Annotated in this window: 11 protein-coding genes and 2 tRNA genes; 9 read left to right on the forward strand and 4 right to left on the reverse strand. The window is 61.1% G+C overall.

Translation table 11 applies throughout. The annotated features are described in order from the left end of the window. Positions 1–9: 9 nt before the first annotated feature. The 9 genes from mutL to PSH73_RS02360 all read left to right on the forward strand — a co-directional run bounded on the left by mutL (position 10) and on the right by PSH73_RS02360 (position 11,592). Entirely contained in the window at positions 10–1,908 is a 1,899-nt protein-coding gene (gene mutL, locus PSH73_RS02320; protein WP_162947781.1) for a DNA mismatch repair endonuclease MutL, read from the forward strand. Next, positions 1,908–2,879 (forward strand): tRNA (adenosine(37)-N6)-dimethylallyltransferase MiaA, encoded by a 972-nt coding sequence (gene miaA / locus PSH73_RS02325; protein WP_057958151.1) that lies wholly within the window; start codon positions 1,908–1,910, stop codon positions 2,877–2,879. The genes mutL and miaA overlap by 1 nt, the downstream gene beginning before the upstream one ends. Positions 2,880–2,974: 95 nt before the next feature. Beyond that, entirely contained in the window at positions 2,975–3,235 is a 261-nt protein-coding gene (gene hfq, locus PSH73_RS02330) for an RNA chaperone Hfq (protein WP_010221594.1), read from the forward strand. A 12-nt stretch (positions 3,236–3,247) separates the two neighbouring features. After that, positions 3,248–4,549: a ribosome rescue GTPase HflX gene (gene hflX, locus PSH73_RS02335; RefSeq protein WP_029299582.1), complete on the forward strand. Its 1,302-nt coding sequence runs from the start codon at positions 3,248–3,250 to the stop codon at positions 4,547–4,549. A gap of 96 nt (positions 4,550–4,645) precedes the next feature. Further along, positions 4,646–5,824, forward strand: a complete 1,179-nt coding sequence (hflK, locus tag PSH73_RS02340) for an FtsH protease activity modulator HflK (protein ID WP_057958152.1) — start codon at positions 4,646–4,648, stop codon at positions 5,822–5,824. Then, positions 5,824–6,690, forward strand: a complete 867-nt coding sequence (hflC, locus tag PSH73_RS02345; protein ID WP_017849753.1) for a protease modulator HflC — start codon at positions 5,824–5,826, stop codon at positions 6,688–6,690. Before hflK ends, hflC begins: the two co-directional genes overlap by 1 nt. Positions 6,691–6,986: 296 nt before the next feature. Continuing rightward, a complete protein-coding gene (locus PSH73_RS02350; protein ID WP_057958153.1) occupies positions 6,987–8,174 on the forward strand; it encodes an ATP phosphoribosyltransferase regulatory subunit in 1,188 nt (395 codons plus the stop codon). A 54-nt stretch (positions 8,175–8,228) separates the two neighbouring features. Beyond that, a complete protein-coding gene (locus tag PSH73_RS02355; protein ID WP_057437412.1) occupies positions 8,229–9,518 on the forward strand; it encodes an adenylosuccinate synthase in 1,290 nt (429 codons plus the stop codon). Positions 9,519–9,657: 139 nt separating this feature from the next. Then, the gene (locus tag PSH73_RS02360) at positions 9,658–11,592 is read left to right on the forward strand and encodes a methyl-accepting chemotaxis protein (protein ID WP_305461858.1); all 1,935 of its coding nucleotides are present in this window, start codon (positions 9,658–9,660) and stop codon (positions 11,590–11,592) included. Between the two features lie 72 nt (positions 11,593–11,664). Here PSH73_RS02360 and PSH73_RS02365 read toward each other — a convergent pair whose 3' ends face one another. The 4 genes from PSH73_RS02365 to PSH73_RS02380 all read right to left on the reverse strand — a co-directional run bounded on the left by PSH73_RS02365 (position 11,665) and on the right by PSH73_RS02380 (position 14,752). Further along, positions 11,665–13,230 carry an iron ABC transporter permease gene (locus PSH73_RS02365; protein WP_128593133.1) on the reverse strand — a complete coding sequence of 522 codons (1,566 nt, stop codon included), beginning with the start codon at positions 13,228–13,230 and terminating at the stop codon, positions 11,665–11,667. After that, a complete protein-coding gene (locus tag PSH73_RS02370; RefSeq protein ID WP_057958156.1) occupies positions 13,230–14,255 on the reverse strand; it encodes an extracellular solute-binding protein in 1,026 nt (341 codons plus the stop codon). Before PSH73_RS02370 ends, PSH73_RS02365 begins: the two co-directional genes overlap by 1 nt. 144 nt (positions 14,256–14,399) lie before the next feature. After that, positions 14,400–14,486 (reverse strand) — tRNA-Leu (locus PSH73_RS02375). A gap of 179 nt (positions 14,487–14,665) precedes the next feature. Beyond that, positions 14,666–14,752: transfer RNA gene (locus PSH73_RS02380), tRNA-Leu, on the reverse strand. Positions 14,753–14,935 lie beyond the last annotated feature (183 nt).

The following is a 14,935-nucleotide window of genomic DNA, read 5'->3' on the forward strand; positions in this document are numbered from 1 at the left end:
GAATCGGTATTGAACAGCGCTTCGCGCATCGAACTGCTCAGCCCGCGGCTGGCCAACCAGATCGCTGCGGGCGAGGTGGTTGAGCGCCCGGCGTCGGTGATCAAGGAACTGCTGGAAAACAGCCTCGACTCCGGCGCCAAGCGCATCGACGTGGATGTCGAGCAGGGCGGCGTCAAGCTGCTGCGGGTGCGCGACGACGGTAGCGGGATTTCCTCGGACGACCTGCCGCTGGCACTGGCACGCCATGCCACCAGCAAAATCCGTGACCTGGAAGACCTTGAGCGGGTGATGAGCCTGGGCTTTCGTGGTGAGGCGCTGGCATCAATCAGCTCCGTGGCGCGCCTGACCTTGACCTCCCGCACCCGTGGCGCCGAACAGGCCTGGCAGGTGGAAACCGAAGGCCGTGACATGGCCCCTCGGGTCCAGCCGGCAGCCCATCCAGTGGGCACCTCGGTGGAAGTGCGCGACCTGTTCTTCAATACCCCGGCGCGGCGCAAATTCCTCAAGGCCGAAAAAACCGAATTCGATCACCTGCAAGAAGTCATCAAGCGCCTGGCCCTGGCGCGCTTTGATGTGGCCTTCCACCTGCGCCACAACGGCAAGACCATCCTCAGCCTGCATGAGGCCAATGACGATGCCGCCCGCGCCCGACGCGTGTCGGCAATCTGCGGCGCAGGCTTCCTGGAACAGGCGCTGCCGATTGAGATCGAGCGTAACGGCCTGCATTTGTGGGGTTGGGTCGGCCTGCCGACGTTCTCCCGCAGCCAGGCAGACTTGCAGTATTTCTTTGTGAATGGCCGTGCCGTACGCGACAAGCTGGTGGCCCATGCGGTGCGCCAGGCCTATCGCGACGTGCTGTTCAATGGCCGGCACCCAACCTTTGTGCTGTTTTTTGAAGTGGACCCCGCGGTGGTCGACGTCAACGTGCACCCGACCAAGCACGAGGTGCGCTTCCGTGACGGGCGCATGGTCCATGACTTCCTCTATGGCACCTTGCACCGTGCCTTGGGCGATGTGCGCCCGGACGATCAACTGGCGGCGCCGATTGTCACCGCCGTCGTCCGCCCGACAGGGCCGGAGGCCGGTGAATTCGGGCCCCAGGGCGAAATGAGCCTGGCGGCCAACCTGCTGCAATCGCCGCAAGCCCAGCCAAGTTACCCGGCGCCGGGTTCCGGCGCGGGGGCGGGCTATCAGTATCAATACACCCCGCGTCCGCAATCGGCGGTGCCGGTGGCCGAGGCCCAGGCGGCCTATCGCGAATTCTTCGCGCCGCTGCCCGGTGCCGAGCCGGGCGCAGTGGCCCTGCCGGAAGGCGGCGGTGATATCCCGCCCCTGGGTTATGCCCTGGCCCAGCTCAAGGGCATCTATATCCTCGCGGAAAACGCCCACGGCCTGGTGCTGGTGGACATGCACGCGGCCCACGAACGGATCATGTACGAGCGCCTGAAGATCGCCATGGCCAGTGAAGGCCTGAGCGGCCAGCCATTGCTGGTGCCGGAGTCCCTGGCGGTGAGCCAGCGGGAAGCCGATTGCGCCGAGGAGCACCACGCGGTGTTCCAGAAACTGGGTTTTGAGTTGCAGCGCCTGGGCCCGGAAACCCTGGCCATCCGGCAGATTCCCGCCCTGCTCAAGCAGGCCGAGGCCAATCGGCTGGTGGCCGACGTGCTGGCGGACCTGATGGAATACGGCACCAGTGACCGGATCCAGGCGCATATCAACGAACTGCTCGGCACCATGGCCTGCCACGGCGCGATCCGCGCCAACCGGCGCCTGGCCCTGCCGGAAATGAACGGCCTGCTGCGGGACATGGAAAACACCGAGCGCAGTGGCCAGTGCAACCATGGCCGACCGACCTGGACCCAAATGGGCCTGGATGATCTGGACAAACTATTCCTGCGCGGCCGCTGATGAGCTCTCTACCTCCCGCCATCTTCCTGATGGGCCCGACGGCCGCCGGCAAGACAGACCTTGCGATCGAGCTGACCAAGGTTTTGCCCTGTGAGCTGATCAGTGTCGATTCAGCCCTGGTTTACCGGGACATGGACATTGGTACCGCCAAGCCGTCCAAGGAGCTGTTGGCCGCCCATCCCCATCGACTGATCGACATTATTGATCCATCGCAAAGCTACTCGGCGGCGGATTTTCGTACCGATGCCCTGGCGGCCATGGCTGAAATCACCGCGCGGGGCAATATCCCGCTGCTGGTGGGCGGCACGATGCTCTATTACAAGGCGCTGCAGGAAGGCTTGGCCGACATGCCGCCCGCCGATCCGCAGGTGCGCGCCGAAATCGAAGAAGAGGCTGCACGCCTTGGTTGGCAGGCCCTGCACGAGCAATTGGCGGCGATTGACCCGGTATCTGCCGCGCGCATTCACCCCAACGACCCCCAGCGCCTGAGCCGGGCTCTGGAAGTCTGGCGCGTGAGTGGCCAGACAATGACGGCCCATCGCCTCAGACAATCTGCGCAAAGTACTGACGCAGGCACCTCTGGACCGGGACAATTGCCCTATACTGTCGCCAATCTGGCTATCGCTCCGGCGAATCGGCAGGTGCTGCATGAACGAATTGCACAAAGATTCACAATTATGTTGGAACAGGGGTTCGTGGAGGAGGTCGTAGCACTGCGTTCAAGAGGTGATCTGCATCCGGGATTGCCTTCGATACGTGCTGTAGGCTACCGCCAAGTCTGGGATCATCTGGATGGCAAGCTGACGTCAGCCGAAATGCAGGAGCGCGGCATTATTGCCACGCGCCAATTGGCAAAACGCCAGTTCACTTGGCTGCGCAGTTGGACTGACCTGCATTGGCTGGACAGTCTGGATTGCGACAATCTGTCACGCGCCTTGAAATACTTGGGAACGGTCTCCATATTGAGCTGAGTCCTTGCAATTGCCGTCTATCCTTGGGGGTGTGACGGTCACAAGCTATCTATTTTTCCGATTTTTTATTATTGATCCTTAAAGGAGTGCGGCACATGTCAAAAGGGCATTCGCTACAAGACCCTTACTTGAATACTTTACGTAAAGAGAAAGTTGGGGTTTCCATCTATCTGGTCAACGGCATCAAGCTGCAAGGTACGATCGAGTCTTTCGACCAGTTCGTGATCCTGCTGAAAAACACCGTCAGCCAGATGGTCTACAAACACGCTATCTCGACAGTAGTGCCGGTTCGTCCAATTCGTCTGCCTAGCGCAACCGAATCCGAACAGGGTGACGCTGAGCCAGGTAACGCCTGATAGGAGTCTCCTTTGTTCTTTGAGCGCCACGGTGGTGGTGAGCGAGTAATCCTCGTTCACTTGGATGGACAGGACCCTGAGGCGCGCGAAGATCCGCAGGAGTTTCAGGAGCTGGCAAATTCGGCCGGCGCCGAGACCGTCGCGTTTTTTAACGTGCCGCGTCATCGGCCAACCGCCAAATTTCTGATTGGCAGCGGCAAGGTCGAGGAACTGCGCGACCTGGTCCATGCCGAAGAAGCCGATCTGGTTATCTTCAATCACATCCTCACGCCCAGTCAGGAACGTAACCTCGAACGTGTTTTCGAGTGTCGCGTGATTGACCGTACCGGTCTGATTCTCGATATCTTCGCCCAACGCGCTCGTACCCATGAAGGCAAGCTCCAGGTCGAACTGGCCCAGCTTGACCACATGAGCACCCGCCTGGTTCGCGGCTGGACGCACCTTGAGCGTCAGGGTGGCGGTATCGGCATGCGTGGGCCGGGTGAAACCCAACTCGAAACCGACCGGCGTCTGCTGCGGGTGCGCCTGCGCCAGATCAAGGGCCGGCTGGAGAAGGTGCGCAGTCAGCGCGAGCAATCGCGACGCGGCCGTACCCGTGCGGATATCCCTACCGTGTCCCTGGTGGGCTACACCAACGCCGGTAAATCCACGCTGTTCAACAACGTGACCAAATCGGACGTGTACGCGGCAGACCAATTGTTCGCCACCCTTGACCCGACCTTGCGCCGTCTGGAACTCGACGACTTGGGGCCGATTGTGCTGGCCGACACTGTGGGCTTCATCCGCCACTTGCCGCACAAGCTGGTCGAGGCATTCCGGTCTACGCTCGAAGAGTCGAGCAACTCCGACCTGCTGCTGCACGTCATTGATGCGGCCGAGCCTGACCGGATGTTGCAGATCGAGCAGGTCATGGTAGTACTGGGTGAGATTGGCGCCCAGGACTTGCCGATCCTCGAGGTCTATAACAAACTCGATTTGCTTGAAGGTGTGGAGCCGCAAATCCAGCGCGACGAAAACGGCAGGCCCCAGCGGGTCTGGCTGTCGGCGCGGGACGGTAGTGGTCTGGAATTGCTTGAGCAGGCGATTGCCGAGTTGCTCGGTGGCGATTTGTTCGTCGGCACCTTGCGCTTGCCTCAGCGTTTTGCTCGACTGCGTGCTCAGTTCTTTGAACTGGGTGCCGTACAGAAAGAAGAACACGACGAAGAGGGTGTCAGCCTGCTGGCTGTTCGTTTGCCTCGTTCGGAGCTCAATCGGCTGGTGAGTCGTGAGGGCGTTGTACCGACGGAGTTCCTCGAACAACACACTTTGCAATAAAAGCCTGAGAAAGCGGTTGTGCCGCTGTGGCAGGCATTCTGTAGCATTGGTCGGCGCGCCGTGGGTGCGTCTTTGCTTTATCAGATGGAGAGCGCTATGGCTTGGAATGAGCCGGGTGGCAACTCGAATAATCAGGATCCTTGGGGTGGTAAACGCCGCAATAATGGCGACCGCAAGGGGCCACCAGATCTCGACGAGGCCTTCCGAAAGCTGCAGGAAAGCCTGAATGGGTTGTTCGGTGGTGGAAAAAAACGTGGTGGTGACGACGGCGGTCGCACAGGCAAGGGCGGCGGCTACGGCCTGCTTGGCCTGGGCCTCGTGGCGCTGGCGGCTGTCTGGCTGTACAGCGCGGTCTATGTGGTGGACGAGCAGGAGCAAGCCGTGGTGCTGCGCTTCGGCAAGTACTACGAGACTGTCGGCCCCGGCCTGAATATCTACTTCCCGCCGATCGACAAGAAGTACATGGAGAACGTCACGCGTGAGCGTGCCTACACCAAGCAGGGCCAGATGCTGACCGAAGACGAGAACATCGTCGAAGTGCCGCTGACCGTGCAGTACAAGATCAGCAATCTGCAGGACTTCGTGCTTAACGTCGACCAGCCGGAAATCAGCTTGCAGCACGCGACCGAAAGCGCCCTGCGCCACGTAGTGGGTTCCACTGCGATGGACCAGGTGCTGACCGAAGGCCGTGAACTGATGGCCAGCGAGATCAAGGAGCGCCTGCAACGGTTCCTCGATACCTATCGCACCGGTATCACCGTTACCCAGGTCAACGTACAGAGCGCAGCGGCACCGCGTGAAGTGCAGGAAGCCTTCGATGACGTGATCCGTGCCCGTGAAGACGAGCAGCGTTCGCGCAACCAGGCTGAAACCTACGCCAACGGCGTGGTGCCGGAAGCCCGTGGTCAGGCCCAGCGCATCATTGAAGATGCCAACGGTTACCGCGACGAAGTCGTGTCCCGCGCCAAGGGTGAGGCTGACCGCTTCACCAAGCTGGTGGCCGAGTACCGCAAGGCACCGGAAGTCACCCGCGAGCGTCTGTACCTGGACACCATGCAGGAAGTCTTCACCAACACCAGCAAGGTTCTCGTGACCGGCAACAAGGGTGGGCAGAACAACCTGCTGTACCTGCCGCTGGACAAGATGATCGAAGGTGGTCGTAGTGCCGGCAGTACTTCGTCTTCCGCCAGTTCGACTGCCGCTGCCAACGAAGCGAGCGCCCGTGCGGCCGCTGACTTGCAGCAACAGCAAACACGTTCCCGGGAGAGTCGTTGATGAGCAATAAATCGCTGACCGCCCTGATTGTGGGCGTCGTCGTGGTCATCGCTGCCTGGAACTGCTTCTACATCGTGGCTCAGACCGAGCGTGCGGTGTTGCTGCAATTCGGGCGTGTGGTTCAGGCGGATGTCCAGCCGGGCCTGCATGTGAAAGTCCCCTACGTCAACCAGGTGCGCAAGTTTGACGCCCGCCTGATGACCCTGGATGCACCGACACAGCGTTTCCTGACCCTGGAAAAGAAAGCCGTGATGGTTGACGCCTACGCCAAGTGGCGCGTCAAGGATGCCGAGCGCTTCTACACCGCGACTTCCGGCCTCAAGCAGATTGCCGACGAGCGTTTGTCCCGTCGTCTGGAATCGGGCCTGCGCGACCAGTTTGGTAAGCGCACCCTGCACGAGGTGGTATCCGGTGAGCGTGATGCGCTGATGGCTGACATCACCCGTTCGCTGAACACCATGGCGGAAAAAGAGCTGGGTATCGAAGTGGTCGATGTTCGGGTCAAGGCCATTGACCTGCCCAAGGAAGTGAACCGCAGCGTGTTCGAGCGTATGAGCACCGAGCGTGAGCGTGAGGCGCGTGAGCACCGTGCCAAGGGTAACGAACTGGCTGAAGGTATCCGTGCGGATGCCGACCGTCAGCGTCGCGTACTGTTGGCAGAGGCCTATCGTGAGTCCGAAGAGGCTCGTGGTGATGGTGATGCCCAAGCCGCGTCGATCTACGCCAAGGCTTATGGCCAGGACCAGGAGTTCTACGCGTTCTACCGTAGCCTGCGTGCCTACCGTGAAAGCTTTGCGAACAAAACCGATGTCATGGTGCTGGACCCAAGTAGCGATTTCTTCCGCTACCTGGAAAAGTCCAAGTAACCCGCTGACTGGCTGGTTCCACTCCGTCGGGCGGCTAAAACGCTCGGCGGGGTGATCCTTTCGGAAAACGGGTGTATGATGCGGCAGCCGGGAAATTCCCGGCTTTTTTGCGTCTGCATGTTTGATTGTTGTTGTGCGTTGCAGGCGTGACAGGTTTTTCGAGGAAAGTGCCCGACGAGGCCGTCTACAGGCCATTCGTCACGTCGCTCTTGCGCGTGGTTTATGCAGGGGCCGGGTATTTTCTGCTTCACTCAAGGCTCGCCCAAGGGCAGGCCGGGTCATAGGGGAATGGCGTAATGGCAACGGTAGACCGCTGGCTGCTGCCAGATGGCATCGAAGAAGTACTGCCACCAGAGGCTGCGCGTATTGAAATCGCGCGTCGCCAGGTGTTGGATCTGTTCCAGAGCTGGGGTTACGAGTTTGTCGTGACTCCCCATATCGAGTACCTGGAATCCCTGCTGACCGGCGCGGGCCAGGACCTGGATCTGCGCACCTTCAAGGTCATCGACCCGCAATCGGGCCGGCAAATGGGCTTTCGCGCCGACATCACGCCGCAAGTGGCGCGCATTGATGCGCATACCTTGCGTCGTGAAGGGCCGAGCCGCCTGTGCTACGCCGGCAGCGTGCTGCATGCGCAACCGCGCGCCTTGTCATCGTCCCGTAGCCCGATCCAGTTGGGCGCCGAGTTGTATGGCGATGCGAGCCCGAGCAGCGACGTTGAAGTCATCAGCCTGATGCTGGCGATGCTGCAACTGGCCGATGTGCCGGATGTCCACATGGACCTGGGGCATGTCGGTATCTACCGTGGCCTGGCCCGTGCGGCCGGTTTGTCCGGCGAAGTGGAGCAGCAGTTGTTCGATGCCCTGCAGCGCAAGGCCATCGACGAAGTGATCGCCCTGACCGAAGGCGTGCCTGCCGACCTGGCTGGCATGCTGCGTGCGCTGGTGGACCTGTGTGGTGGTCGCGAAGTGCTGACCGCTGCCCGTGATCGCCTGGCCAACGCGCCGGCCCCGGTGCTGGCGGCCCTGGACGACGTGCTGGCGATTGCCGAGCAGTTGTCGGCGCGCTTCCCGCAACTGCCGTTGTATTTTGACCTGGGTGAGTTGCGCGGCTACCACTACCACACCGGTGTGGTGTTCGCGGTGTTTGTTCCGGGCGTTGGCCAAGCCATCGCCCAGGGCGGTCGTTATGACGATATCGGCGCCGACTTCGGTCGTGCCCGTCCGGCGACTGGCTTTTCCACCGATTTGAAAACCCTGGTGACCCTGGGGCGTGCTGAAGTCGAGCTACCGTCTGGCGGTATCTGGATGCCAGACAGTACGGACGCGGCACTCTGGCAGCAGGTCTGCCAGTTGCGCAGTGAGGGTCAGCGTGTCGTCCAGGCCTTGCCTGGGCAGCCATTGGCCGCCGCCCGTGAAGCGGACTGCGACCGGCAATTGATTCAGCAGAACGGGCTTTGGCAAGTATCGCCACTGGCTTCTTGAGTTTTCCTGCCGGCCAACGCCGGCACCAAGTTTGCGCGAATGAGGACAAGTGTTATGGGTAAGAATGTCGTAGTCCTGGGCACCCAATGGGGTGATGAGGGCAAAGGCAAGATCGTTGATCTGCTGACCGAACATGCTGCCGCCGTAGTGCGCTACCAAGGTGGCCACAACGCTGGCCACACCCTGGTCATCGATGGCGAAAAAACCGTCTTGCACCTGATCCCGTCGGGCGTACTGCGCGAAGGCGTGCAGTGCCTGATCGGCAACGGCGTGGTGGTTGCACCTGACGCCCTGCTGCGCGAGATCACCAAGCTGGAAGAGAAAGGCGTACCGGTGCGCGAGCGCCTGCGTATCAGCCCGTCCTGCCCGCTGATCCTGTCCTTCCACGTTGCGCTGGACCAGGCCCGTGAAAAGGCCCGTGGCGAGCTGAAGATCGGCACCACCGGTCGCGGTATCGGCCCGGCCTACGAAGACAAGGTTGCACGTCGTGGCCTGCGTGTGGGCGACCTGCTCAACATGCCGCGCTTTGAAGACAAGCTGCGTGAACTGGTGGATTACCACAACTTCATGCTGGTCGGTTACTACAAAGAGCCAGCCATTGAGTTCGACAAGACCCTGGCCGAGTGCAAGGAATACGCCGAGCTGCTCAAGCCGCTGATGCTGGACGTGACTGCTGAACTGCACGACCTGCGTCGCGCCGGCAAAGACATCATGTTCGAAGGTGCCCAGGGCTCGTTGCTGGACATCGACCACGGTACCTACCCGTACGTGACCAGCTCCAACACCACCGCTGGCGGCGTTGCGACGGGTTCGGGCGTTGGTCCGATGTTCCTGGACTACATCCTGGGCATCACCAAGGCCTACACCACGCGCGTAGGTTCGGGTCCGTTCCCGACTGAGCTGTTCGACGACGTCGGTGCGCACCTGGCCAAACAAGGCCACGAGTTCGGCGCGACGACCGGTCGTGCCCGTCGTTGTGGCTGGTTCGATGCTGTCATCCTGCGTCGCGCTATCGACGTGAACAGCATCTCGGGTATCTGCCTGACCAAGCTGGACGTACTCGACGGCCTGGAAACCATCAACATCTGCGTTGGTTACAAAGACGCCGAAGGTAATGATGTTGCCCCGACCGACGCTGACAGCTACGTGGGCCTGCAGCCTGTGTACGAAGAAGTGCCGGGCTGGAGCGAATCGACCGTGGGTGCCAAGACCCTGGAAGAACTGCCAGCTAACGCCCGCGCCTACATCAAGCGCGTTGAAGAGCTGATTGGCGCGCCGATCGACATTATTTCGACGGGCCCGGACCGCAACGAGACCATCGTTTTGCGTCATCCGTTCGCTTAATAAGCTGTTGATGTAAAAAGCAAAGGGTCCCTTCGGGGGCCCTTTGTCGTTTCTGCGGTGCGCACGGCACGACCCTTGCTATGTTTCTCTCTTTCGCGGTGCTATCAATTTAATGGCACCCGTGGTGGAGGGATTCCCGATGTCTGCCGTTCTCTCATTGTTACAAAGCCGGCTGTTGCGGCCGGTGTTCGTTACCCTTGGTATCGCTCTTTTGGTGCAAGTGCTGGTGGCGGTCGCCCTGACCCGGAGCACAGTCACGGCCCTGGAAGCCGATTTGGGCAAACGCCTGGGTGTGGACAGCCAGAAACTGTCGGGCGAATTGACCCAGGCCGGCAAGGAAGTGACGTCCAGCCTGGATAGCTTGTCGTCCAGCACCAGCGACCGCCTCACGGCCGGGCTTTCTGCGCGATTGAAGCAAGAGCAGCAGCAACTGCGTACGACCCTGGAAAAGGACCTGAGGGACTCTGCCAATGATATGGCGCAGTTGCTGGCCTCGGTTGCGCCCCGTGCAATGTGGGACAGCGATGTTCCTGCGTTGTCGGAGTTCGCTCGGCGTGCCCAGCGCAATCCCAATGTGCTGTTTGTGGTGTATGACGACGCCACAGGCCAGCACCTGACCCGTTATTTGAACCGGGAAAACCCGATCAACAAGGCGCTCCTGGAAAAAGGCCAGGGCGACCGTGCGCTGGATAAAGTGTTGAATGCCGCGAAAAACGACCCTTCGGTGTACTACGTCGAAGCGTCCATCAGCCCCAATGGTGTAGAGATCGGCAAGGTGCTGATGGGGGTTTCCACCGCAGCGGTCGAGGCGGACCTGGCGGCGCTGGACCAGCGTTTTGCCGCGCTGATCGCCAGTGGCGGTCAATTGGTGGGCGACAGCCTCAAAGGCGCGGCGGCGGACAGTGCGGCGGCCATGGGTGCCCGTCTGCAGTCGGCGCAGGCCACGGCCACGCAAATGACCGCCAATACCTCCAGCGCCGTACAAGAGGCCGCGCAGGCCCTGCGCTGGCGTATCGGTCTGGGTCTGGCGGTGGTGGGCCTGGGTGTGCTGTTGCTGATTGCCGTGGTGCTGGGGCGGCGGGTGGTCAATCGCCTCAAGCTGCTGATCGCGGCCATGGATGATTTGGCGGCCGGTGACGGTGACCTGACCAAGCGTGTGCAGATCAACAGCAAGGATGAAATCGGCGCCATGGCTTCGGCGGTCAATCGGTTTGTGGATAAGTTGCAGCCCATCGTGCGCGAGGCGGGGGATGTGGCCCAGCGTACCGGCGTGGAAATCGGCGCGATGACCCTGCGCAATGCCGGCGCCGATGCCGCAGCAGGTTTGCAGCGTGATGAAGTGGCCGAGAGCCTGCGGGCGCTGTCGCAAATGGCTGACGAGGCCCAGGCCGAAAGCCATGCCATGCAAGCCGCGTTGCAGCAGGTGGTGGATATCCGTCAGGCCACGGATGAAAATTCCCGTACTTCGGCCGAAGTCGGCAGTTTGATCGAGGCCTTGGCCGGGCAGGTGCAGGCCGGCTCCAAGGTGATCGAGCGCCTGGCCCAGCAAAGCGAGCAGATTGAAGTGGTGCTGACGGTGATCCACGGCATTGCCGAGCAAACCAACCTGCTGGCCCTGAATGCCGCCATTGAAGCAGCGCGTGCCGGTGAAACCGGGCGGGGTTTTGCGGTGGTGGCAGACGAAGTGCGGGCACTGGCCAGTAAAACCCAAAGCTCTACCGGTGATATCCAGGCGCATATCGTGGCGTTGCAGCAAGGCGCGCGTGAGGCGGTGGAAACCATCGGCAAGGCCGGGCGCCAGGCCAGCGAGGGTCTGCTGGTGCTGCGCGAAAGTGTGCGCTTGCAGCAAACGGTGCAAGACTCAGTGGAGCAGGTGCATGCGGCGATTGGCCTGGCGACCCGGGCTGCCGAACATCAGGCCCAGGGCGCGCATGCGGTGCGGGGGCGGGTCGAGGTGATCCATGCCCAGGCCGAGCGCGCAGCGCAGGCGGTGGTGGAAACCACGGCCAGTGGCAAGGTGCTGGATGGCTTGGCGGCGCAGTTGAAGGCCAGCCTGGGGCAGTTCCGGGCCTGAGGTTGGCGGCTCGGGCCTTATCGCGGGCAAACCCACTCCAATGTGGGAGCTGGCTTGCCTGCGATAGCGCTCTCAGCGGCTCAGATACATCCGTGTCGTGAGCAGGTAGACGGGCAGCCCCGACACCAGAATCAACAGCGCCGCATAAGGCGCCGCCGCCGCAAACTCCACATTCGAGGTGTGCGCCCACACCGCCGTGGCCAGGGTATTCAACCCGGTTGGACTGAGCAGCAAAGTCGCGGTCAACTCCTTCATCGCATCGAGGAACACCAGCGCAAACGCCGCGCCCAATGCCGGAAAGATAATCGGCAGGGTCACCCGGCAAAACGCGCTGAATGACGATGCGCCGAGGGTGCGGGCCGCCTCTTCCAGTTGCGGTGCAGCCTTGTTCAGGGCGGTACGGATCGGCGCCTGGGCCAGTGGCAGGAACAGCAGCGCGTAGGCGATCAGCAGCAACGCCGAGGTCTGATACAGCGCCGGCACGTAATGCAGGGCGAAATACACCAGGGTCAGGGCAATCACCAGGCCGGGCAGGGCGTGCAGCAAGTAGGGCAGGCGTTCGGCCCACAGCGCCAGTTGGCCTTTGTAGCGCACCACCAGAAGACCCACCGGTACGGCCAGCGCCAGGCAGAGTGCCGCGCCGCCCAGGGACAGCGCCAGGGAGGACAGCAGCGCCTCGCTGATCTCGGCTACCGGGAAGGCTGCTGAAGAACCCACGGCCAGCCAGTAGCCGAGCATCCCCAACGGAATGCCACTGCCAATGATCGCCAGCATCAGGCAGTACAGCTGGCCCAATGGCGCCCATCTGCCCAGTCGAACCTGTTCGGCATGCCGCGCCGCGCCTTGTCCGGTGCGCACATGCCGGCCCTTGCCGCGCACGCGCAGTTCCAGCCACAGCAGGGTCAGGCACATGACCAGCAGCACCGCAGACAGCATCGCCGCATTGGCGTTGCTGAACTCCAATTCGAACTGTTGGTAGATCGCCGTGGTGAAGGTCTGCAGGCCGATGATCGACAGGGCGCCGAATTCCACCAGCATATGCAAGGCGATCAACAGGGCGCCGGCCAGCAGCGACGGCCACAGCAACGGCAGGGTGATGCGAAAAAACACGCTCCAGCGATTGAGCCCCAGGGTGCGGGCCGACTCTTCCAGGGACGGGTCCAGGTTGCGCAGGGTGGCCGCCACCGGCAGGAACACCAGGGGGTATTTGGACAGGGTCATGACCAGGATGGCGCCGCCCAGGCCTTCGAACTGGGCGCTCAGGGATACCCAGGTAAAGCTGCTGACAAACGCCGGCACGGCAAACGGCAGGCACAGGATTACGCCCCAGATCCGCCGGCCCGGCAGGTTGCTGCGCTCCAGCAGCCAGGCCAGGGACAGGCCGATCACCGCGCAGGCGACGGTCACGCCGACCATTAATGCCAAGGTGTTGCGCAGTAGCCCGAACACATACGGGCGCCACAGCAGATGCACAGCCTCGGCCCAGCCGGCTTGCCAGGCCTTGAGGCCCACATACACCAACGGCAGCAGGCTCAAGCCCACCAGTAAAAAGACCGGCAGCAGCAGCCAGATTGACGGGCGTTTGCGCCGGGGGCTAAAGCCGCCGCGCAAGGCGGGGGCAGATTGCGATGGGGTCATCAGTTCAAGCCAACGTCACGTTCCAGCTCCAGGGCTTCTTCGGCGTTGCCCAGGTCGGCGGGAGTGACTTTGGGCGGTTGCAGTTCGCTGAATGGCTTGAGGCCGCGGTTGGACTGCATGCCCTTGCGCAGCGGGTACTCGGCGGAGGTGTTGGTGATAACCCGCTGGCCTTCTTCGCTGGCCATGAACGCCAGCAGTTGCTGGGCTTGCTTGGGGTGCTTGCTGGATTTCAATGCCGCTGCTGCCGATACGGTGATCAGGCCGCCAGCATCGCCATCGGTGAAGTAGTGCAGTTGCGAATCCAGGTTGGTTTTTTCCTTTTTCAGGGCAAACCAGTAGTAGTTATTCACCAGCACCGTCGCTACTTCGCCGTTTTCCACGGCTTTGAGGGCGACCATGTTATTGCTGTAGACCTTGCCGAACGCGCGCAGCCCGGTCAGCCATTCTTCGGCGGCATCGCGACCATGCAGTTTGATGATGGCCACGGCCTGTTCCTGGAAGGCGCCGCTGGTGGGGACGAAGCCCACTTTGCCCTGCCACTCGGGGTTGGCGAAATCCAGTACCGACTTGGGTAGCTCTTCTTCCTTGATCAATTTCGGATTGAAGGCCACTACCCGGGTACGTGCGGTGACGCCCATCCAGGCGCCATTGGCGGCCACGTATTCCTTGGGCAGGACATCCAGGGTACTGGCGTCGATAGTGGCCAGCAGGCCTTGTTCGCCAAGTTTGTTCAGTGGTGGGGATTCTTCGGTGTAGATCACGTCGGCGGGGGAGCGCTCACCCTCTTCGACGACCTGGCTGGCCAGTTGGTTGCTGCTGCCCTTGCGTACATTCACATGAATGCCGGTCTTGGCTTCGAAGGCCTTGGCGAGTTCATCGCCGACTTCCTTGTGCTGGCCGTTGTACAGGGTCAGTTCAACCTTGTCGGCCGAGTAGGCGGTGGGAGAGAGCAGGGTCAGGCCGAGCAGAGTGATGGTCAGGCCACGCAGAAGGGATGTCTTGAGACGGATATCGCGGATCATCATCCGGGGTGTTCCTCACTTGAGTGCAACAAATCATTGCAAGGATAAACGATAAAACTTCTCAAGTGCGGGCGCAGCGGGAATTGCGGGTGGAGTTTTTAAACCCCGGAAACGAAAAAACCCGCTTTCGCGGGTTTGATCTGAATTTGGTGCCCAGGAGAAGACTCGAACTTCCACGACCTTGCGATCACCAGCACCTGAAGCTGGCGTGTCTACCAATTTCACCACCTGGGCATTATCAAGCAACGTTGCCGCTGTTGATGGGGCGAACTATACGGCGGGCTTTTTGATCTGTAAACCCCTGATTTGATTTTATAAATCAACTTTTGGGTTAAAAATCAAAGGGCTATAACGCAAAAACCCGCTTCCGCGGGTTTTTGTGAGACTCAAGGCGCAAACCTCAAGTTTTGAATTGGTGCCCAGAAGAAGACTCGAACTTCCACGACCTTGCGGTCACCAGCACCTGAAGCTGGCGTGTCTACCAATTTCACCATCTGGGCAGTATCTTCAACGTTGCCGTCGTCGATGGCGCGCACTATACGGAGTGGCTTTTGAGCTGTAAACCCCCGTCATCAAAAAAGCCTGGAAAATTTCGCAGGCGGTCACGCAAGGTGGTTTTGCGCGGCTATAAAACGCATTTGCGGGCTAGTTATTGCTTGAAATTTCCCGTTTCAATACGCGTA

The organism is Pseudomonas sp. FP2294 (assembly GCF_030687625.1).
Classification (GTDB): Bacteria; Pseudomonadota; Gammaproteobacteria; order Pseudomonadales; family Pseudomonadaceae; genus Aquipseudomonas; species Aquipseudomonas shahriarae.